Below are 21,201 nucleotides of genomic sequence, written 5' to 3'. Positions count from 1 at the left end.
GCATTAGGATAAAAAAATGAATAAACTTAAACGTAATTTTTTAAAATATTTTTTTGAATTTATTATTGTAACCTTTGGGGTTGCTTTAGGCTTAATTCTTAGTGAATGGAGGAAAAATGAAGAAACCGAATTAAAAAAACAGCAATCAATTCATTATATTATTAATGAGATTGAAACAAACAAAGAAGAATTATCGAAAACGGTTCAGTATCATGAATTAATTAAAAAAAATATTGATAGTATCTCACGTAATTTTCCAAGTGAGAAATTATCAATGAATATTTTAGAAAAAGGAGCTTTCCATCCCATGAAAATTAAAGGTTGGAAAGGTTTAGAAATTCCCAAACTAAGTGAAACTGCTTTTAATAATTTAAAATTAAGTGGAATAATTGAGAATTATAGTTTTGAATCATTGGAAGAAATTTCTAAAGTTTATAACCAACAAAAATATTTAACAGAATTAAGTAGTTCTTTAATTGAAAAAACGGTTAATTTCAATTCAAACACAAAAGTATCAGATATGATGATGGTGTTGGATTTATTAACAAGTGATTATTTACAACTTGAGAAAGAGCTTATAATTGATTACAATGAATCTATTGAAAAATTAAAGCCATAATAACGCTACACAACAACAGCTATATGCAATGCTCTTTTCAGAATTTTTGGAAAGTTATTTAGTGATATAATTTTTTCGTAATTTTATCGAATAACAAGAAAACATCGTCGCACAGCACATAGCTCCAACCGTTGGTGAACAATTCGCCAAAGGCGAACTTTGATCTGCGTTGCTTGCGCAACTCTACATCTCAAAGTGAATTGTTCACCAACAAAGCGCTAAACCAAATTACGACATCCTTTTATATAAAAAAACCTCCCCTTTGGCGGGCATCGAGCCTAAACTATTCACAACGTATGCTAAACGTAATTTGGCACTGCTTTTCAAACTCCCAATATAATAAATTTGACAAATAACGGTTGCCAAAGGCAACCTATTGCCGAATCAATACTAGTGATTAACAATCAACTCCCTAGTACATATCACTAGTATTGATTATTCAAATTTATTATATTTACCTTTTCAAAGCAGAACTACCTTTAGCGCTTTGTTATCTGCAATTGTGATAAATCAAAAATTAAGTCAAACGTAATAATGAATGAAAATAAATTGACCAATCAAAAGAGAAATAAATCCAGTCAAATGAAATCAACCCAAATACTTGATGCCATTATAATTGGTTTTCTATTTGGTATTATAATATACAGTGTAGTGAATAAATCAAAAACCAAAAAAGGGGATGACTTGTAACAATTGCGACTCTGAGGTAAAACAAAATTATTGTCCAAATTGTGGGATTCCAATAAAACTATCAAGGATTAATGGACGATACATACTGAATGAAATTGGAAGTGTTTTAAACTTTGACAAAGGAATATTCTACACTATCAAAGAACTGCTGATTAGACCAGGGATAAGCGTCCATAATTTTATTCATAAAGACAGGAATAGACTTGTAAAACCCATTATTTTTGTCATTGTAACTTCCCTGATTTATATGATAGCACAGCACTTTCTTCTCTTTGAAGACGGTTATATGAAAGCTGACGGATTCGAGGAATCAGCAATTACAAAAATACTTGGGTGGATTCAGAGTAATTATGGTTATGCAAACATTTTAATGGCAATTTTTATTGCAGGTTGGATAAAAATATTCTTTAAAAAATATGACTACAATTTTTTTGAAATTCTAATCTTATTGTGCTTCGTAATAGGAATTGGAATGTTGATTTATACGGTTTTTGGAATTATAGAAAGCACAACTAAGAGTCGAGTATTACATATAGGCGGAATAGTTGCATTGATTTATACCTCTTGGGCAATTGGACAATTTTTTGATAAAAGTAAAAAAACAAACTATTTAAAAGGATTTACAGCTTATCTTTTGGGTATGTTAACTTTCTTTATTGGGGCAATAATTTTAGGATTATGTATCGATTATCTACAAAAAATATAGTTTAAAAAAATGAAAAAGCAGATAACACGGTATATGAAATCATAGCCGCCTATCGACATGCTACGCTTCATATACTAGTGATTAACTATCAACACCCTAGTATATATCACTAGTATTGATTATTCAAATTTATTATATTTACTTTCTCAAAGCAGAACTACCTTTAGCGCTTTGTTACCCCTGCCATTTGAAAAACACTCTGTATAAAAAGATAATATGTTTCATTTCGACAAAAATTTTGGATTGTTTGTAGGTAAACTGACTGACAACATTTATCATAAACATTACGCTTTACAAATAAGTGTTTCGACAAAGTCTAAAATGGAACTTTCTATAAAAAATGAGAAAAAGCTATCTGGAAAATCTTTTTTTATCAATTCAAAAGTTGAGCATTGTTTGGTTAGCAAGGCAAATCAACTGACAATTCTTATAAATCCATTAAGTCCTAAAGGACACGCATTTTATTTACAATTTGGAAAGTCCAACTTTGTAAAACTTGAAAATAATTTATCTAATAAAATAATAGAGACTCTAGGTCAATTTGAAAATTCCAAAATTGATTTTAATGTTTTATGTAAAAAAATTAAATTGATTTTAGAGGAATATCAATGTGCTTGCAAATCCGAAAATCATATGGATGATGAAAGAGTTTTTAATGCCATAAAATATATGGATGTTAATTTTGAAAAAGTATTAAGCCTTGAAGAGGTTGCAGAAAAATGCTTTTTATCACCAACACGTTTTTTACATTTATTCAAAGAAAAGACTAATTTAACTTTTAGAAGATATCAGTTATGGAATAAACTAATACAATCCCTTCCCTTTTTAGTCAAACATTCTATTACAGAAACAGCTCATTCTTTCGGATTTTCTGATAGTTCTCACTATACACGAACTTTTAAAGAAACTTTTGGAGTTACACCAAAATTTCTTACTCCAAAAATATAGCCAGTTCATACAATTTTAAGTCTGTTCAAATTCTCAACTTTGTATTTCAAAAGAAAAAAATGAGAAAAATATTAATTGCTATGTTGTTAGCACAACTAAACGCATTATCTCAAACAAACTTAAAATCAATGAACAATTACTTAAAAGAAACAGAAATTCTAAATTATTCAGACACTTCAATTCAATCATTGATAAAAGATAAAAATTGGATGGAATTGGATACAATTGAGAGAGTTAAATCAATTTACAATTTTGTAAGAGATGATATTGAATTTGGATATAATATCTCTGATGACATTCCTGCAGCAGAGGTTTTAAAAGACGGCTACGGACAATGTAATACAAAAGCAACATTACTTATGGCTCTTTTACGAGCAACTGGAGTTCCTAATAGAATTCACGGTTTTACAATAAACAAGGCATTACAAAAAGGTGCAATTAATGGAATTTGGTATAAGCTATCTCCCAAAAATATTTTACACAGTTGGGTCGAAGTGTACCTTAATGATACCTGGTATTTTCTTGAAGGAGTGATTTTAGACAAGAAATATTTAACCAAATTACAAGAAAAAAACAATGATTGCAAAACTACATTTTGTGGCTATGGAGCGTATACTGACAATTTTGAAAACCCACCAATCGAGTGGAATTTAAACAATACATTCATTCAGAAAAAAGGAATAAATCAAGATTTTGGACTATTTGACACACCTGATGAATTCTACGCTAAACACCAACAAAAATTAGGAGTATTTAAAAGGTTTGTTTATAGAAAAATTGTTAGACACAGAATGAACAAAAATGTTGAAAAGATAAGAAACGGCAGGTAACAATGGCTATAAGTAATGTGGATTGAAGGGAAAATCCAAAGGTAGGTCTTTCTATGTCGCTCGCAATTTGTATATTAGTTGGATAATTATAACCAATATAAAAATAACTCGCTTGGGTTCGGGTTTAACCGAAAGTGAAGTGCTTTAAAGTCCGCACTACTCATATCCGAGACCGTTGGTGAACAATATGAAAAAACAATTATCTACATACATTTTAATTTTATTTATTTTTTCGTTTATGTCTTGTAAAAGTCAGGAAAACAAAAAAACTGAAATAATTCAAACTCCAAAATCGTTTAAAATTATTGACGAAACAGAAGGAGATTTAGACAGTGATGGAGTTTCTGAAAAAGTTATAGTTTACGAAACAAAAAAGGAAACTGATTTAGGAACTGAAAGACAAATATTCATTTACAAAAAAACTAATGACAAATGGAAATTGTGGAAAAAATCTGTTGGAGCAATTTTACCAAGTCAACACGGAGGAATGATGGGCGACCCTTTCAAAGGAATTTCAATTGAAAGAAATTGTATTGTAATTAATCATTTTGGAGGAAGTCGTCAAAAATGGAATTATACTCATAGATTTAGATTTCAAAGTGGAGAATTTCAATTAATCGGAGCAACAGTCAATTTTGGTTCTCCTTGTGATTATTTCTTCAATTTTGACTACAATCTCTCAAATGGCAAGATAAATTACGAAAAAGAAACCGAAGATTGTGAGAATGAAAGTTCAAAATTTGAGAAAAAAGAAATGATTAGAAAATTGGAAACTCTGCCGACAATGAATGGTTTTTACCCTGGTAATAACGAATTGAAATTTCCGAAATCTGAAACGATAATATATTATTGAATAAAACTATTGCTAACAATGTATAACCGCAATTACGGCGGATTCGACTTCGTCCGAATCCTCTCGGAATTGCTAACGATTGATATAAACTGAAATTTTGTATATTTAAATCCGTAACTGACGGTTATACTAACACGTTGGTAAACAATTCGCCAAAGGCGAACTTTAATCTGCGTTGCTTGCGCAACTCTACATCTCAAAGTGAATTGTTCACCAACAAAGCGCTAAACCAAATTACGACATCCTTTTATATAAAAAAACCTCCCCTTTGGCGGGCATCGAGCCTAAACTATTCACAACGTATGCTAAACGTAATTTGACGCTTTATTAGCGGCAAGTAGAACAAGCGACTGACTTTCTAAAAAATAGAACCCAACAGTTATTCATTTTTGCCAAACACAGACTTACGGTATTCAACACCCCATTTTGCCAATTCATCAATTAATGGAGAAAGCGTTCTACCATATTTTGTTATTGAATATTCGACAGTTATTGGCTTCGTGTTCATTACGGTTCGACTAACCAAATTGTTAATTTCTAAATCTTGAAGTTCCTTTGAAAGCATTTTTGTTCCAATTCCATCTATTTCTCGTAACAAATCCATAAAACCTAATTTATTCCCCTCTATTAGTGTTCCAAGAATATGAAACTTCCATTTTCCAGATAATAAACTCATTGCATCGCTAATTGCTTGCATTCTAATTTGGCAGACAGGTGTTGTATTTATTTCTGTTTTTTTTCTCATTTATGCCGCTTTTTTCTCTTCTCGCAAAATTATGAATATCTTTAGTAGTTTCCAAAAGGAAACTACTTTCTAAAAGGAAACTCATAGAATAAGAGTAATTGATATATTTTATCTTTGGAACAATAAATCAAAAAGTGAAAATAAGAATACTCAAGTTAGTATCTATATTAATTATGCTAGCAACGTAGGTTGTCAGACCCAAACAAATAACAAAATGGAAAACAACAATCCTCTATTGTGCAACCCTGATAGTGGTATTTGCGAAATACCAACTACTAAAACAAATGCAAGAGACAGCAATTTAGTAAAAGCAACTCAAAGGCCCGTAAAAATTATTTATTACACCGACCCAATTTGTTCCTCTTGTTGGGGTATTGAACCACAACTACGAAAACTTAAATTGGAATATGGAGAAAATATTGAAATTGAATATAGAATGGGTGGTTTGCTTCCTGATTGGAGTTACAATAGTGGTGGTATCAGCAAACCTTCAGACGTAGCACATCATTGGGAAGAAGTAAGCATTTATTACGATATGCCAATAGACGGAAATGTTTGGTTAGAAGACCCATTACATTCGTCTTATCCACCTTCAATTGCTTTTAAGGCAGCTCAAATGCAGGACAATGAAAAAGCAATCTTGTTCCTTCGTGAAATACGAGAAATGGTTTTTCTACAAAAAAAGAATATTACGAAATGGGAGTATATAGAATTAGCAGGAAAAAAAGTAGGTCTTGACATTGTTAAACTTAAAATTGATTATGAAGAAAAAGCAAAAGAACTTTTTGAAGAAGATTTAAAATTGGGCAGAGAGCTTGGTGTAAGAGGTTTTCCAACTATGATTTTTACAGACACAGTTGGTCAAAAAAAAGTGGTTTATGGCTCAAAACCTTATAGTACATTTGAAAGTACTTTGATTAAATTACTTCCATCTGCAACTAAAACAATTTATGATAAATCCTGGAGTTCTGTATTTTCAAAATATCATTCATTGACTGCAAAAGAATTTTCAGAATTGACTGAAACAGGCAGAAAGGAAAGTGAGCAAATACTAAATGAATTGACAGCCAAGGACAAGTTAGAAAAACTGAATATAAAAAACGGAGCAATTTGGACCTTGAAAGAAACCAGCCGTTAACATTGTGTATAAGCAATAACGGTTCAAGTTTGCACTTAAACCGTTTTTGTGTTTAATTAAGTATCTTGCTTTCCGAAAGGTAGTAGCTATAAATCCGCTACTATTCTTATACCAACCGTTGGTGAACAATTCGCCAAAGGCGAACTTTAATCTGCGTTGCTTTTCAAACTCCCAATATAATAAATTTGACAAATAACGGTTGCCAAAGGCAACTCAATACTAGTGATTAACAATCAACTCCCTAGTATATATCTCTAGTATTGATTATTCAAATTTATTATATTTACTTTCTCAAAGCAGAACTACCTTTAGCGCTTTGTTAGCGAGCATATGAACAAAATTTTCGCATACATATTAATTTTAGGAACAATTGTTAAAGTATCGGGACAAAACTCGGATATTCTGGTTTTAGAAAAAGACACATTGAACCTTTATTCAAATCCATTAGAGAAGAGAACTGATTGGGAAAGAATCAATCAATCGATTACGAAACAAATTCAAGAATATGAATTTAATGCAAGTCAAGACTCAATAATTGAATTTTCACCTTTCTTTCAAAATTATAAGACAGAATGGAAAATTGAGAAAGGAAATTTGTATTTCAACAAAATCACAACCTACACGGATTTAGAATCAAAACTTGATTTAACGAAAATATTTAAAGGCAACAAGTTTCCATTAATTGCTGACTGGCTTAATGATTCTTTGATTATATTTGAGGGTAATTGCATCATCTGCGAATCCAACCATTTAAAGAACACCTCAATCTATCCAAATGAATTAATACTCAAATTTAGAAAAGGAACATTAGTAAATAAATCGAGATACAAAAACCAAATTTTGAAAGAATCAAAACTTTCGGGTTTAGACCCAAGTGAATATCTCAAATATATTTACAGCAAAGTTAATTGGAGTAAATTAGGTAAAATGGATAAGACTATCCAAGCCTTTGTAAGTATTGAACCTGATAAAAATGGTAAACTAAAAAAAATTGATTGGGAAAACACTTATCTGATTTCTGACAACAACATAATAAAAATTAAAAAGAATAGATTTTTAAAAGAAGCTGTCCGAATTGCTAAACACATTCCCGATTGGACTGTGATTTTAAGTCATAAAAAGATTATGAACCAAGGCATATCGATTATATTTAGCCAAGAAATGAAAGAAAAATACGCTCGCTAACAATGGCTATAAGTAATTGCTACTTCTCCCCTACTTCTGAAAATCCTTGCGAATTTTCAGTTTGGTGTGTACTTGTAAATTTTGTATCTTAACCTCGCAATTAATCTTACACAAAACCGTTGACGATAATTATGAATAGGACAGTGATAACTTTATCTATTTTATTTTTATCTACTATTGGTTTTTCTCAAACTTTTAAAAATTATGAGCTTAAAAGACTGAGTTCGTTTGAAATTAATTTTAACTCGATTAACCTAAATAATTCAACCGATTATTTTAATTTAAAAACAATTTTAGGAAAAGATAAAAAAAGGAGAACAAATAAAACTGTTGGAATAGTATTGACTTCTTTGTCTGCGTTAACTACAACACTTGGAATTATGGTAATTTCAGGTTCTAAAAATGCCCAAGAAGGAGTCGGAGAATCTATCGGGATGATGTTTGTCGCAACTGGAGTTATCGAATTGGGAATATCAATTCCTTTATTCATTTCATCTAACAAAAGAAAAAAAGAGAGAAATAAACTCATTGAATATTATAAAAATAGAAAGAATTGGAAAACAACTGTTGCCAACATTATATAACCACAATTAAAACAGAACGAAAATGAAAAACTTATTAACCTTTTACATTTTGATTTTAACACCTCTCGGAATTCTAATCTGGCTGAGTAAATCTGACTTGATAAATGGACCTTTTTTCGCTGGACTCTTAATCTTTTATGTATTCGTTTACAGAACTTATACTGACGGAAAAAGACTAGCCGATAAAAGCATTATTCATAAAAAAGATATATGGAAAATGATAATTCCTGGAAAACGATTTGAGTATTTTAAAGAATTATATCTGAAATAAAATTGACCGAACAAAATAAAAAAACTGCTTACCATACTGCATAACCATAATTACGACCGATTTGACTACGTCTAAATCCACTCAAAATTGTTAAAACCTGTGCTAATCTAAAAAAATAATTGCTATATTTAACCATAACTGACGCTATAGAAGATAATTTTACTAAATTTTTAGATTGGATATAAAAGAAAATATATGCCCTTACGCTATCAATAGCAACAGGACAAGTTTTAGTATTAGTAATTTGACTTTTATTTAATGATAATTATTTTTTTCCCAATATTCTTAGGTTCAATTTGGCTATAAAGAAAATGAAAAAAATAACGTGGCATAACACAGTATATAAAAAATAGCAGATAAAGTGCTAAATTCAAAGTAATTACTCTTCTTTTAGGTTAGTGATAAACCAAAAAGTTAGCACCTAAAAACCGCTACTTTTCATACACATGGCTGTTGGTGAACAATTCGCCAAAGGCGAACTTTGATTTGCGTTGCTTGCGCAACTCTGCATCTCAAAGTGAATTGTTGTCAACAAAGACGAAAAAGAAGACTTCAAATACCTACCTAATTTTAAATTTTAAGAATGAAACTGTTTGAAAAAATAAACACCGCCTACAATACTATTTTTACTCCTAACAAATTGACTATCGGAGTGGGCATTCCCATTGAGAATAACCAGATGAATCCCATAGCCACCATGAATGACCACATTAAGCGGGCTAAATTGGTAGAACAACTGGGGTTTAAAGCCTTATGGGTTCGCGATATTCCGTTTTTTGTACCTTCTTTTGGTGATGCGGGGCAAGTGTACGAACCCTTTACTTATTTGGGGTATCTCGCAGCACATACAGAATCTATTGCCCTCGGTACGGCAAGTATAGCCTTACCGCTGCACCACCCAGCGCACATAGCCAAAGCGGCGGCATCTCTTGATCAATTATCGGGTGGAAGATTTTTGATGGGCGTGGCTTCGGGCGACCGCCCAACGGAGTATCCTGCTATGAATATAGACTATCAAAAAAGAAGTCAGCTATTTAGAGAAGCCTTCGAGTACATTCGAAAATCCGCCGAACCTTATCCCAAATTCTATTCAGAAAATTATGGTCAATTAGACGGCAGTTTAGACATCATACCCAAACCAACGGCTTCTAAAATACCGATGTTGGTCACAGCCCATAGTCAGCAATCGATAGCATGGAATGCTGAATTTTCGGATGGCTGGATGAATTACCCCATGGGCCAAACACAACTTGAAACCACCATTAAAGAGTGGCGTGGGATCATTGCGCAAAAATACGATTACGACAAGCCCTATATGCAGTCCTTGTTTATTGACCTACACCCCGATGATAACTTCAAGCCTGTGCCCCTACATTTAGGCTTTAGGGCAGGCGCAAATTACCTAATCGCTTATTTTAATCTGATGCGCGATATTGGGGTAAATCACATTGGTGTTGTATTACGATTTAACTCTAACCATGTAGAGGACACGTTGCAACAAATTTCAAATAAAATACTTCCTCATTTCCATTAAAAATCAACCACATGAAACATAAACTATATGCAATGGATTTTGCTTTTTACAATAGCTTAGGCGTCTATAATTTTGAAGCCCGCTGCGAAATGGTAAAAGACATAGGCTATGACGGCATCAACTTTTCAATTTGGAACGGCGTCCGTTGGCAAGAAAGTCTGCTCTATGCCCAAGTGAAAGAAAAATATGATTTAGAAGTCACAGGTACCTACGTGGTGCTTAACTTAGACTACCCTGCCGACCATCCGAATAATACGGGTATACTCACCATGCTCGAAAACATAGAAGGCTGCAAACAAATAGACCTAGCTATTCAAAGTGCTGGTCGGGGTATCCCCAAATCAAACGTGGCTGGAGATAGTGTCATTATTCCTTGGCTAACCAAAGCCTTGGCTATATGTCAAAAACGAAACTTAGAGTTATTGCTTTATCCGCATGTCCAATTTTGGATGGATAACTACAAAGACGCCATTCGGCTTTGCAATACCTTGCAGCACCCTAACTTGGGTATGGTTATGACCGTTGTACATTGGTATGGCGAAAACGGCAGTAACCCCGCCACTTATTTAAAAGAGTGCTATCCCTATACGCGTAAAGTACACATAGCTGGGAGCAGACGCAGCCCATTAGGCTGGGGTGGAATTGCCACTTGTGAACCCGCAGACACTGGAGAATTAGACAATTTTGCCATAATTGGCGCATTAAAAAATCTCGGATACAAAGGCATGTTTGGTGCCATGATGTGGGAAGAAGGCGGCGATCCATATCAAAAGTTACAACGAGCTTATAGCGCTATAAAAGGCATGATAGAAAGAGCCGACAAACACCCGCATTGGTTCACCCATATTTTAAAAGAATAACGGTGTACAACAATAGCAGAACTATGTTTAGCACATTTGTTTTTTTTGCTGATACAAAAACCAACGCTCAAAAAAAACGAACAAAATTAAAAAACATTTATTACCTTTGTAACTCAAGTTGCATGAAATCTACTACACACATATTGACACTCTTAATTTCATTATTGGTTTTTGCTTCCAGTAATGCATTTGCGTGTAAAAACACTTCTGTAAAGGCAAGTAGTGAAAAGATGACTTGTTCAAGTAAGGACAATCATTATAAAAAACCGTGTTGTAACAAAGATAAAAAACACGATAAAGGCTGCAGTGGAGCTTGCTGTAATTTCTTTTGCCATTATCCAAACTCGATTAGTATTCCTTTTTTTCAGAATGATTTTAAACTATCGAACACGAATAATTTCGAGACCTTAAATGTGAACTGGACTTACGTTCAACACATACCTAAAGATATTTATCTTTCCATTTGGCTACCGCCTAAATAAGTTATAATATTTTTTTGATAGCCATAGGTTTGTCTTTTTTAAAACAAGTCTTTGGCTTGTATTTTTTAGCTTATATATTAATTACAAACTTAAAATATTTTAAAATGAAGAATCTCATCAATATTCTAATTCTTCTGTTAATGATTGGTAACCAACCCATTTTTGGACAATTAGTAGAAGGAAATGTTAATAATTTACCTGTTCATAAATATACGTTGACCATAAAAAAAGAAATGGTCGAAAAAGCAGGAAAAAAAGTAATGGGAATGACTATTAATGGAACTATTCCCGGCCCAAAACTCGAATTTACGGAAGGCGAATATGCCGTCATTTATGTTAAAAATGAAATGGATGTAGAAACGTCTATCCATTGGCACGGCATCTTAATACCTAATTTTTATGATGGTGTACCTTATTTAACCACACCTCCTATAAAACCAGGAACTACTTTCAAATATGAATTTCCAATCAGACAGTCGGGAACATATTGGTATCACTCGCATACAATGTTACAGGAACAAAGTGGTGTTTTCGGTTCAGTAATAATCCATCCAAAAAAGAAAGCCTTACCATACGACAAAGACTTGGTTTTGATGTTGTCTGATTGGACAAACGAGAAACCTGAAAACGTATTGCGAAACCTGAAACGTGGCAATGAATGGTATGGAATAAAAAAAGGAACATCCACACCTTTAAATAAAGTAATTGGACATGGTGGGTTTGGTGCTCAGCTAAAATTTTGGAAACAACGGATGGAAAGTGCAGACATTGCCGATGTCTATTACCCCGCCTTTTTAATCAATGGTAAACAATCGGTTGAATATCCTGAATTTAAACCAGGCGAAAAAGTTCGTTTACGTATAATAAATGGCTCGACATCGACTAATTTTTGGATGACATTTGGCGGACAAACGCCACTTTTGGTTTCGGCAGACGGAAAAAACGTTGTCCCAATTCCGCACAATAAAACTTTTATTGCCATTGCTGAATCCTATGATTTTATCATCACCATTCCCGAAAATGGAAAAATAGAATTTCGTGCTATGGCACAAGATGGTTCGGGAACAACAACCACTTATTTTGGAAAAGGGAAAGTGATTCCTGCCGAAATTGTTCCAAAACCCAACAAAATTGAAATGATGAAGAAAATGGCAAAAATGGATATGAAAATGGGAGCACCTGCATTAAAGTATCGTCCGAAAAAAGATGACCGTTATAAAATGGAAAAAAAATATGGAATGAAGATGCCTAAAGATACAATGAAAATGACTCATTCCAATATGGATGGCATGACAATGAAAAAAAACACGATGCCAAAAATGAACGGAATGAAAATGGGAGATTCCAAAAAAGATAAAACGAAAATGAATGGGATGGAAATGTATTCGCAATACAACTACGATTATTTAAAATCGCCCGTAAAAACAGCCTATCCAAAAAACGTTCCTGTTAAAAACATTTTATTGAACCTGACAGGAAATATGAACCGTTATATATGGAGTATGAATGGTGTGCCTTTGAGCGAAACGGACAATATAAAAATCAGTAAAGATACGGTTACCAGAATAACTTTTAACAACCTGACAATGATGCCTCACCCAATGCACCTTCATGGTCATTTTTTTAGGGTTATTAATGAAAATGGAGAATACTCGCCTCTTAAACATACTGTAAATGTTCCGTCTATGGGTAAAGTAACCCTAGAATTTTACCAAAATGGTGGCGATGAGTATGGCGATTGGTTTTTTCATTGTCACATCCTCTATCATATGATAAGCGGAATGGCAAGAGTTATGAGTTACGATACACCAACAGACCCGAGGATGTTAAAATATCCAACATCCAACTTAATGAAAAAAGTAGATAAATATTATGCTTGGTCAACACTTGATATGGCATCAAATACAGCAGCCTATAACCTTGTTGCTTCAAATATTCGCAATCAATTTAACGTTTCGGCAGAATATGGTTGGAACAAAAACCTCGAAGCAGAAGCAACTTACGAATATTATCTGTATGATTATTTCAGGGTTTTTGGTGGGGTAAATATCGAGAATGAAAATAGAGATAACCTGAACGAAATATCTACAACAGCCATAGCAGGAATCCGTTATTTAACGCCTTACCTATTAGATCTTGATGTTCGTGTTGACAATAAATTACGTCCTCAAATAAGTTTGAGCCGAGAAATAATGATTTTCCCAAGAACTTCAATTTTTGGAATGTACGAATATCAAGCTGATTTTGGTTGGGTAAACAAACTCGATGCAGGAAGTCATTTTGAAAGAGAAGTTACTTGGAATGCAGGTATCGAATATTTTTTATCAAGAGACTTTTCATTGACAGCAAGCTACGACAATCGTTTTGGTGCAGGTGGAGGTCTATCAATAAGATTTTAGACAGAAACAATAATTATCTATTTAAATTTTAAAAACAATGAAAAAAATAAAATTAACAACAGCAATTGTTACAATAACTTTTATTAGTTTATCAGTAATGTCTTGTAACAACGGTAAAAAAGATAATTCTAAAAATACCGAAGTGAACCAAAATAATGTTCACGCAACTAACAATATCCAAAAATCGAATATTTCTGTTATTCTCAAAAACTATATGGCGCTAAAAGACGCCTTGGTAGCGGACAACAATAAAGCAGCACAAAAAGCTGCAAAAATGACAATGGAGGCCTTCAAAGCTTTGAATATTAGCGAATATAATAAAAAGGAGCAAAAAGAACTCACTGACATTATAGCTGATGCCGTGGAAAATGCCGAACACATTTCTGAAAGTCCGATAAAACACCAGCGTGAACATTTTAAAATTTTGAGTCAAGATGTTACGGATTTGGTGACTATTACAGGATCAAAAACCAAATTATACCAAGATTTTTGCCCAATGTATGATGGCGGAAGTGTTTGGTTGAGTTTGAACAAAGAAATCAAAAACCCTTACTATGGAAGCAAAATGTTGACCTGTGGAAAAGTACAAAAGGAGATTAACTAAATGAGATTTCTTAAAATCATAGGAGTAATTCTATTGGTAGTGTTCGTGGGCATACAATTTGTGCCCACGCAACACAACCAAAATGATATGGTGCCAAAAACCGATTTTATATTAACAAACAATACGCCTAAAAATATTGGTGATTTATTAAAAACATCCTGTTATGATTGCCATAGTAACCATACCAATTATCCTTGGTACAATAAAATTCAACCTATTAGTTGGTTTTTGGAAAAGCATATAAATAAAGGAAAATCCGAACTGAATTTTAACGAATGGGACGATTATTCAAACCGAAGAAAAAATAGCAAATTAAAATCTATCATCAACCAAATAAAAAACGGTGAAATGCCTCTTCCTTCGTACACATGGATTCATAAAAATGCTGTATTACACAAGGTAGAAAAGACGAAAATAATCGACTATATGAATCAGTTAAAAGACAGTCTAAAATATTGATGTGATAAAAACAATTGAATTGATTTTTCTACACTAAAAGCTAGCTACACAAGCTAAAACTTATAAAAGAGTATGACTTCGCTAACGCTGAAAACAAGCTAAATAAAATAAATACAGTATAAGTAACAACGTATAAAAAATAGCCGTTTAAGCGTTTAAATCAAAGGTACTTTTATAAATTCAAAGCCGTTAGTAGGCAATTGACCAAAGGCGACATTTGATTTGCGTTGCTTTCTTATTACTGTTTTTACATCAGGCGATATAACAATAACAATAAAAACAATACCTAGAGGAATTTTTAAAAATGTTACAATTAATAATTTCCAATCTTCTAGAACTATTGTAATATTTGCTTTTTTAATTGGATTTTTTCGTACCTTTAGATATAAATTGCATTACACTTGATTTTATTTACCCTAGTAAAAATAAAGAATTATAGAAAAAAATAATTGGTTTTTTAATAAGCAGAAGGTGCTTTTAGGTTTTAAGATAAGACCTTTGACTTTAATAATTATATTAGGGATTTTTCTTTATTTTATTATAATACCCTTAGCTAAAAGCCCATAACACAGTATATAAAAAAATTACTATCTTTAGCCGTAAACGATGCGTTATACTCATGTGCTGTAGACAATTAATAATGTGGAATATGGAAACCACAAAAAACGGAACAAATAAAAATTTATAATTATGAAAAAAAGTATTTATTTTCTTCTCCTTCTAACAGCCATTATAACTGCTTGTGTTAGTGGAGAAAAGCCAAAAAAAGAGATTTCTAAAGAATTAAAGAAACAAACTGAAAAAATTGAACAAGCTACTCAAGAATCTGTCGAATTAATTCATAATTCGGAATCTAAATTCAAAGCCACTCAAAGCAAAATAGACAGTTTATTAAATGACATTTAAAAAGTACCTTATGAAAAAAATAGTATTAATAGCCATTGTATTTTTTATTTCTTCCTCAATTCTAAATGCTCAAGGAAAAGGAAAACAGAACAAACCTAACAATGTTGAGCAAACCCATAAAAAGGACAACAAAAATAAAAATGCTCAAGAAAAACCAAATAAAAAGAATAAGCCCAACAAAGAATTAAAAGTTAAAAAGGATAAGAAAAATGTGAATGAGACCAAAGAAAAGGGTAATAAAAAAATGGATAATGATACTACCGAAATAAAGGATCATTCAAAAAATAAAACAGAAAAGGTTAAAAAAGAAAATAAGAAAAATGTGAATGAGACCAAAGAAGATGGTAATGCTTATGGTAAAAACAAAGAAGGATTACGTGGTAAAGAATTTGGTCAACAACGTGCTACGGAAGCCAAAGTTGCTGCCGAATCAAAAAGAGATGAAATAGAAAGAAAAGTTAAAGAGCAAGAAAATCAAATAAAAGAAAATGAAGAGAAAATTAAGCAAGCTAGAGAAAAAGTAAAAAAACAAAAAGAAAAGGGCGAAATTACATTAGAAGAAGAAACTCAAAAGAATGAAAAAATCATACTTGCAGAAGAAAAGGTAAAAGAAATGAAAAAGATTGTTGAGAAAGAAAAAAAGAAAAAAGAAGAGCTAGAAAATCTTATTAAGTCAGATTAAATATTCCTTAAAGTAGCCCATAACGAAGTTAAAATATAAGGCTTATTGTCTGCTAAAAACCATAACGACCTGTTGCTTATACAATACCGCTTCTCAAAGTGAATTGTTCACCAATAAAGCGCTAAAATCAACATCCAACTATATCTAAGAAATGCTCTACTTGGAAGAAAAAAGAAAAGAATAAAAAAATATAATTAACGATAAACGAAGTTTATTCTAAAAAATTAAATGTGCGAAATATTAAAATGAAGAATTTACTAATATATTCCAAGTATATTTCTCCTTTAGCTATTTTAGGATTTATCGTTGATTTTTATATACTCAAGGTTGATATTTTTAAATATATAGGAATTTTCATTGGCTCTATAATTGCTACAAATTTTATTTGTAAAAACAGGAAAGATAGTAGTTAAATACAAACTATAATGTCTGTGTCTTTATAAGATAATTAGACACCTGGGTTATTTAGGAACTATGTTAATTTGGATTGCTTTTGGTTTTGCTATTGAAAATTACATAATGCTTTTAATTGCAATACCAATGATTATAATTTCTTATACATATAAAAACAAACTAATATGAATGGTATAAAATATATTACAACACTGATTTTATTAACTGTATCTATACAAATGGCAAATGCCCAAGCTGCTATAATTGCTGCCTTATTTGGTGATAAAGTTGCCAGTGAAAAATTTAATTTGAGTATGGAATTGGGTATTCCATGGAGTAACTTTAGTAATGTAACAGGTTCAAAACCAACCAATGCTATTAATTTTGGAATTGCAGGCAATGTAAAACTGTCAGAGAATTGGTATGTGAGTCCAACTGTTTATTTTTTGTCTAAACGAAGTATAAATTTAAATCGCTTTTCACTTAACTCTACAGATACCAATCTAAATGCTTTATATCAAGATGTACCTGCTAATTTAACGCTTGCTTATACAGACATACCTGTGTTTGTGTATTACCAGCCAAATAATTCTAATTTTAGATTTGGCATAGCACCACAAATATCTTTTTGCAAAAAAGGCAATATTGTCTATGAAGGTAATTTGGGAGATTTTGACCAATCTATAAAAGATAATGTAGCTGGTACAGATTACGGTGCAATACTCAATATAGGCTACCTCTTTAAAACAGCACATAAAGGAAAAGGCATTATATTAAATGTTAGATACTACAATGGATTTTCTGATGTGTTTGACAATAAATTTATTGCTAAAAAAAACAACAGTAGTTATTTTTCAATACATATCAGTCTGCCATTTATTTCGGACAAATTGACTAAAAAGAATTTAGAAAACAAGTAATTTATATTTGATATTAAAATTGACGTAAGAAATTTTCACTATTATCGCTTTTACTGATTGTACCTTATTCGGTATTTGGTATAGATGAGGTTTTGCATGAATTAGAATTAAAACACGTATTTTAAGCAACTGAAAAATGGAAATTCTAGAACTTAATCTGAGTGATAAAATTGCTTCTGTAAAACTTAAAATCGATAACTCGAAAAATGATTTTATTTCCTACAACTCACTTGTATTAGATACCGATAATCAATGGAAACGAATTAACAACCGTGCTATTGTAACTGCAAAAAAATAGAAAAGCCTGTGTACTACAATAGCTATAAGTAATTACTTGTTCTCCCCTACTTCTGAAAAATCCTCGCGGATTTTCAGTTTGGTGTGTACTTACAAAAGTTGTATCTTAGTCACACAACTACTTATAGCAGAATGCGTTGGCAGTCATCATAATAAAGAAACTATCATTCATATCAATACTTTTGATTTTACTTGGGTGTTCACCAAAAATAAGTGAATATTTTGAGCAAAATAAATATATCAAAAATTACAGCATTCATGTAATAAATGATTCTCTTCAATTATATTTTAAAACACCCGCGGATATAACCTATACTACCAATAAAAAGGAATTAAAGAAAATTATCCGCAATGAGAAATTTAAACTGTTAAATAATGTTTTAGTTTATGGTAAGACTAATGACCCTCCATACGAGTATTTTGTAACAATCTCTAAAAATAGCCCCCAAAATTACCCAAAAGAACTTATCGTATTCGACACAATTATTAACAGCCATGTGATTAGGTTTATAGGTAACCCATTAGCTCAAAATTCAAAAAAAACTTTAGAAATTGATTTGAACAATATTTTTAAGAGTTTAGAATTAGGCTCTACTTACAGAAAGCAAATCAGTACTGTTTTTGATATTGTGAAAAAATATAAATCTTCCAATAAATTCTATGCTGCACTCAATGAAATAAATGAATTTCCAACTTACGACAAACAAGAGGAATGGTCTAAACTACAAATGGAACTTACATTTTCTTCATTTCTCGGAAAGAATGAATTTTATGAATCCTATTTGAACAAACTCGAATCAAGATTTGAACCAAATGATACTATTTCTGAAATCATAAGAAAGAATTCAGTTTTTAATTCACAGGTTATTGATACAATTATTAAAGAAGCTGAGAATTGTAAAATTGTAATGATAAATGAAAATCACTTTTATCCTAATCACCGAATATTGATTTTTGATTTATTGCAAAACCTAAGAAAAATAGGCTATAATTATTTGGCCTTGGAGGCACTAAATACAAAACAAGACAGCATATTAAATTTGGCGAATTCTTATCCTGTTCTTGAAACAGGATTTTACACGAGCGAACAGAATTACTCAAACCTTATAAGAAAAGCAAAAGAATTAGGATTTGAATTTGTGGCTTATGAAAACACTGACAGCAACAAAAATAGGGAAATTGGTCAAGCAGAAAATTTATATAATAAAACTTTTAAAATTACCCCTAATAGCAAAGTATTGGTCTTAGCTGGAATTGACCATATCCTTGAAAAACCAACAAGCAGAGGAAAAGAATGGATGGCTAGCATTTTTAAAGATAAATATAATATTGATCCACTTACCATTAGCCAAACTCACTTAAATTTATACAGACAACAAATTAACTCAAAATATGGAATTATTAACAGCAAGCTTTTTGATAATGAAAGATTAAACTCCGTAGATTATTTGGTTCTAAACAACGAAACAGAAATTCAAATGGAAAATATATTAGCTTCATATCAATACAAAAACAATACTAAAAATGATGTTCAAATTGCATTGTTCTTTGGTAATGAGATTGAAAACCAATATGATTACATTAAAAAAGTTCCATATTTTACAACAATAATAAAATCAGGAAAGAAAACTGAACTGCCAATAGATGAAAAACAAGAAATATACTTATACACATTTGACAAGAATGGAAAACATATTGACAAACAAATAATTATGCCTGCCAACAATGGCTATAAGTAATTGCTAGTTCTCCCCTACTTCTGAAAATTCTCACGGATTTTCAGTTTGGTGTGTACTTGTATATTTTGTATACTAACCACTCAACTACTCATCACTAGTATTGATTATTCAAATTTATTACATTTACTTTCTCAAAGCAGAACTACGTTTAGCACTTTGTTAGCTGCAACCTAAAAAGAACAAACATCAAAATGAGATTTCTACTGCCAACCATATTTTTATTTCTATTTACTTCTTGCAATGGACAAAAAAATAAACCTATTGAAACAAAAGAGTTTAAAGTTTATACTGATGCCGATATTGTTACAAGTAGTCTTCTTGACAGAAATGGAAACTTATGGTTTGGAACATCAACTGAAGGACTATACAAATATAACGGAGAAAAATTTTCGAACTTTAATGAAAGTAATGGACTATGCACTAACCAAATATGGAACATAATTGAAGATGATAAAGGAATAATTTGGTTGGCTACTAATAAAGGTTTGTGCAAATACAATGGCAATACGTTTACTCAAATTTCACTTCCATATATTGACACCAGTAGTGATTGGTATAAAGACATTTATCCAACTATAAATCCAAACCAAGCAAATTCAATAATTCAAGATAATGATGGTATGCTTTGGATTGGTACTTCTGGTGGTGGTGCTTATAAGTATGACGGAAATACATTTGAGAGTATTTTAGCTGACAAAGGTAGAAAATTTGAAGACAGTCTTCATCACAATGTCGTGCAAAGTATAATACAGGACAAAAACAACAATATTTGGTTTGCTTCAATGAGTAATGGTGGAATAACTCGCTTTGACGGAGAGACATTTAAAGATTTCAAAAGCGAAAATGGATTAAGTGATAATATGGTTCGTTACCTATATCAAGACAATATGGGAAATATTTGGATTGGAACTAACGGAAACCGAAATGGTGGTTTAGATAAATTTGACGGAAACAACTTTATAAATTTTAACAAAAAAAATGGATTGTGTGCTAACAATGTTGCAGTTGTATTCCAAAGTACAGATGAAAAACTATGGTTGGGAAGTGACTGGGGAGCTCTTTGTTATTTTGAAAATGGAAAATTTAATTCATTTGACAAGCTGTCGGGAATTGCAATAAGGACAATTATCGAAGATAAAAAAGGAAATCTATGGTTTGGTGGTCGAAAAGGAAATCTGTGGAAATATGACGGAGAGCAGTTAATAGACCTAACCCAATTGAAAAATGAATAAAGGCAGCAGCTAACACCGTGTTATAGTACACGTTGCCCATTTGCAATCAATTTAGAAAAAGAGGTATTTTTCTTTGGAGGGCTTAAGGAATAAAGGTTTATTGATACTTCTTGGTCGCCTACAAT

The 21,201-nt window shown here is 31.7% G+C and carries 20 protein-coding genes; 19 read left to right on the top strand and 1 reads right to left on the bottom strand.

Features of this window, described 5'->3' with window-relative positions; genetic code table 11:
* Window positions 1-16: 16 nt before the first annotated feature.
* The 5 genes from AB2B44_RS09705 (at window position 17) to AB2B44_RS09685 (ending at window position 4,646) form a co-directional block, all read left to right on the top strand.
* On the top strand, window positions 17-619 hold the full coding sequence (locus AB2B44_RS09705; RefSeq protein ID WP_369049379.1) for a hypothetical protein: 603 nt from the start codon (window positions 17-19) through the stop codon (window positions 617-619).
* Window positions 620-1,298: 679 nt separating this feature from the next.
* Window positions 1,299-2,015, top strand: a complete 717-nt coding sequence (locus AB2B44_RS09700) for a DUF3667 domain-containing protein (protein WP_369049378.1) — start codon at window positions 1,299-1,301, stop codon at window positions 2,013-2,015.
* 321 nt (window positions 2,016-2,336) lie between these two features.
* The gene (locus tag AB2B44_RS09695) at window positions 2,337-2,963 is read left to right on the top strand and encodes a helix-turn-helix domain-containing protein (protein WP_369049377.1); all 627 of its coding nucleotides are present in this window, start codon (window positions 2,337-2,339) and stop codon (window positions 2,961-2,963) included.
* Between the two features lie 59 nt (window positions 2,964-3,022).
* Window positions 3,023-3,793 carry a transglutaminase family protein gene (locus tag AB2B44_RS09690; protein ID WP_369049376.1) on the top strand — a complete coding sequence of 257 codons (771 nt, stop codon included), beginning with the start codon at window positions 3,023-3,025 and terminating at the stop codon, window positions 3,791-3,793.
* A gap of 178 nt (window positions 3,794-3,971) precedes the next feature.
* Entirely contained in the window at window positions 3,972-4,646 is a 675-nt protein-coding gene (locus AB2B44_RS09685; RefSeq protein ID WP_369049402.1) for a hypothetical protein, read from the top strand.
* Window positions 4,647-5,025: 379 nt separating this feature from the next.
* Here AB2B44_RS09685 and AB2B44_RS09680 read toward each other — a convergent pair whose 3' ends face one another.
* A complete protein-coding gene (locus tag AB2B44_RS09680; RefSeq protein ID WP_369049375.1) occupies window positions 5,026-5,343 on the bottom strand; it encodes a winged helix-turn-helix transcriptional regulator in 318 nt (105 codons plus the stop codon).
* 262 nt (window positions 5,344-5,605) lie between these two features.
* Between AB2B44_RS09680 and AB2B44_RS09675 the strand changes: the two genes are divergently transcribed.
* The 14 genes from AB2B44_RS09675 (at window position 5,606) to AB2B44_RS09610 (ending at window position 21,076) form a co-directional block, all read left to right on the top strand.
* A complete protein-coding gene (locus tag AB2B44_RS09675) occupies window positions 5,606-6,529 on the top strand; it encodes a ClpXP adapter SpxH family protein (protein WP_369049374.1) in 924 nt (307 codons plus the stop codon).
* Between the two features lie 330 nt (window positions 6,530-6,859).
* Complete coding sequence (locus AB2B44_RS09670) at window positions 6,860-7,714, top strand: hypothetical protein (RefSeq protein WP_369049373.1); 855 nt, start codon at window positions 6,860-6,862, stop codon at window positions 7,712-7,714.
* 131 nt (window positions 7,715-7,845) lie between these two features.
* Window positions 7,846-8,298 carry a hypothetical protein gene (locus tag AB2B44_RS09665; RefSeq protein WP_369049372.1) on the top strand — a complete coding sequence of 151 codons (453 nt, stop codon included), beginning with the start codon at window positions 7,846-7,848 and terminating at the stop codon, window positions 8,296-8,298.
* Between the two features lie 854 nt (window positions 8,299-9,152).
* On the top strand, window positions 9,153-10,103 hold the full coding sequence (locus tag AB2B44_RS09660) for an LLM class oxidoreductase (RefSeq protein ID WP_369049371.1): 951 nt from the start codon (window positions 9,153-9,155) through the stop codon (window positions 10,101-10,103).
* 11 nt (window positions 10,104-10,114) lie between these two features.
* Window positions 10,115-10,963: a sugar phosphate isomerase/epimerase family protein gene (locus tag AB2B44_RS09655; protein ID WP_369049370.1), complete on the top strand. Its 849-nt coding sequence runs from the start codon at window positions 10,115-10,117 to the stop codon at window positions 10,961-10,963.
* A 586-nt stretch (window positions 10,964-11,549) separates the two neighbouring features.
* Complete coding sequence (locus AB2B44_RS09650) at window positions 11,550-13,844, top strand: multicopper oxidase domain-containing protein (RefSeq protein ID WP_369049369.1); 2,295 nt, start codon at window positions 11,550-11,552, stop codon at window positions 13,842-13,844.
* Window positions 13,845-13,881: 37 nt separating this feature from the next.
* The gene (locus AB2B44_RS09645) at window positions 13,882-14,448 is read left to right on the top strand and encodes a DUF3347 domain-containing protein (protein WP_369049368.1); all 567 of its coding nucleotides are present in this window, start codon (window positions 13,882-13,884) and stop codon (window positions 14,446-14,448) included.
* Window positions 14,449-14,907 (top strand): heme-binding domain-containing protein, encoded by a 459-nt coding sequence (locus AB2B44_RS09640; RefSeq protein ID WP_369049367.1) that lies wholly within the window; start codon window positions 14,449-14,451, stop codon window positions 14,905-14,907.
* A gap of 690 nt (window positions 14,908-15,597) precedes the next feature.
* On the top strand, window positions 15,598-15,813 hold the full coding sequence (locus tag AB2B44_RS09635) for a hypothetical protein (RefSeq protein WP_369049366.1): 216 nt from the start codon (window positions 15,598-15,600) through the stop codon (window positions 15,811-15,813).
* 10 nt (window positions 15,814-15,823) lie between these two features.
* On the top strand, window positions 15,824-16,495 hold the full coding sequence (locus tag AB2B44_RS09630; protein WP_369049365.1) for a hypothetical protein: 672 nt from the start codon (window positions 15,824-15,826) through the stop codon (window positions 16,493-16,495).
* Window positions 16,496-17,073: 578 nt separating this feature from the next.
* A complete protein-coding gene (locus AB2B44_RS09625) occupies window positions 17,074-17,808 on the top strand; it encodes a porin family protein (protein ID WP_369049364.1) in 735 nt (244 codons plus the stop codon).
* Window positions 17,809-17,944: 136 nt separating this feature from the next.
* Window positions 17,945-18,106 carry a hypothetical protein gene (locus AB2B44_RS09620; RefSeq protein ID WP_369049363.1) on the top strand — a complete coding sequence of 54 codons (162 nt, stop codon included), beginning with the start codon at window positions 17,945-17,947 and terminating at the stop codon, window positions 18,104-18,106.
* Window positions 18,107-18,242: 136 nt separating this feature from the next.
* Complete coding sequence (locus tag AB2B44_RS09615) at window positions 18,243-19,844, top strand: hypothetical protein (RefSeq protein WP_369049362.1); 1,602 nt, start codon at window positions 18,243-18,245, stop codon at window positions 19,842-19,844.
* Window positions 19,845-20,035: 191 nt separating this feature from the next.
* The gene (locus tag AB2B44_RS09610) at window positions 20,036-21,076 is read left to right on the top strand and encodes a two-component regulator propeller domain-containing protein (RefSeq protein WP_369049361.1); all 1,041 of its coding nucleotides are present in this window, start codon (window positions 20,036-20,038) and stop codon (window positions 21,074-21,076) included.
* Window positions 21,077-21,201: the final 125 nt, after the last annotated feature.

Source organism: Tenacibaculum sp. UWU-22 (assembly GCF_041021355.1).
GTDB lineage: Bacteria > Bacteroidota > Bacteroidia > Flavobacteriales > Flavobacteriaceae > Polaribacter.
The sequence above is the reverse complement of the archived record's forward strand: the minus strand, read 5'-3'. Positions and strand labels throughout refer to the sequence as shown.

What these genes read in the sequence shown, in the direction of transcription:
- AB2B44_RS09655 (WP_369049370.1), top strand. Translation starts at nt 10,115, where the DNA reads ATGAAACATAAACTATATGCAATGGATTTTGCTTTTTACAATAGCTTA.
- AB2B44_RS09705 (WP_369049379.1), top strand. Translation starts at nt 17, where the DNA reads ATGAATAAACTTAAACGTAATTTTTTAAAATATTTTTTTGAATTTATT.
- AB2B44_RS09640 (WP_369049367.1), top strand. Translation starts at nt 14,449, where the DNA reads ATGAGATTTCTTAAAATCATAGGAGTAATTCTATTGGTAGTGTTCGTG.
- AB2B44_RS09650 (WP_369049369.1), top strand. Translation starts at nt 11,550, where the DNA reads ATGAAGAATCTCATCAATATTCTAATTCTTCTGTTAATGATTGGTAAC.
- AB2B44_RS09670 (WP_369049373.1), top strand. Translation starts at nt 6,860, where the DNA reads ATGAACAAAATTTTCGCATACATATTAATTTTAGGAACAATTGTTAAA.
- AB2B44_RS09675 (WP_369049374.1), top strand. Translation starts at nt 5,606, where the DNA reads ATGGAAAACAACAATCCTCTATTGTGCAACCCTGATAGTGGTATTTGC.
- AB2B44_RS09630 (WP_369049365.1), top strand. Translation starts at nt 15,824, where the DNA reads ATGAAAAAAATAGTATTAATAGCCATTGTATTTTTTATTTCTTCCTCA.
- AB2B44_RS09625 (WP_369049364.1), top strand. Translation starts at nt 17,074, where the DNA reads ATGAATGGTATAAAATATATTACAACACTGATTTTATTAACTGTATCT.
- AB2B44_RS09665 (WP_369049372.1), top strand. Translation starts at nt 7,846, where the DNA reads ATGAATAGGACAGTGATAACTTTATCTATTTTATTTTTATCTACTATT.
- AB2B44_RS09695 (WP_369049377.1), top strand. Translation starts at nt 2,337, where the DNA reads ATGGAACTTTCTATAAAAAATGAGAAAAAGCTATCTGGAAAATCTTTT.
- AB2B44_RS09690 (WP_369049376.1), top strand. Translation starts at nt 3,023, where the DNA reads ATGAGAAAAATATTAATTGCTATGTTGTTAGCACAACTAAACGCATTA.
- AB2B44_RS09700 (WP_369049378.1), top strand. Translation starts at nt 1,299, where the DNA reads ATGACTTGTAACAATTGCGACTCTGAGGTAAAACAAAATTATTGTCCA.
- AB2B44_RS09680 (WP_369049375.1), bottom strand. Translation starts at nt 5,343, where the DNA reads ATGCAAGCAATTAGCGATGCAATGAGTTTATTATCTGGAAAATGGAAG.
- AB2B44_RS09660 (WP_369049371.1), top strand. Translation starts at nt 9,153, where the DNA reads ATGAAACTGTTTGAAAAAATAAACACCGCCTACAATACTATTTTTACT.
- AB2B44_RS09635 (WP_369049366.1), top strand. Translation starts at nt 15,598, where the DNA reads ATGAAAAAAAGTATTTATTTTCTTCTCCTTCTAACAGCCATTATAACT.
- AB2B44_RS09620 (WP_369049363.1), top strand. Translation starts at nt 17,945, where the DNA reads ATGGAAATTCTAGAACTTAATCTGAGTGATAAAATTGCTTCTGTAAAA.
- AB2B44_RS09645 (WP_369049368.1), top strand. Translation starts at nt 13,882, where the DNA reads ATGAAAAAAATAAAATTAACAACAGCAATTGTTACAATAACTTTTATT.
- AB2B44_RS09610 (WP_369049361.1), top strand. Translation starts at nt 20,036, where the DNA reads ATGAGATTTCTACTGCCAACCATATTTTTATTTCTATTTACTTCTTGC.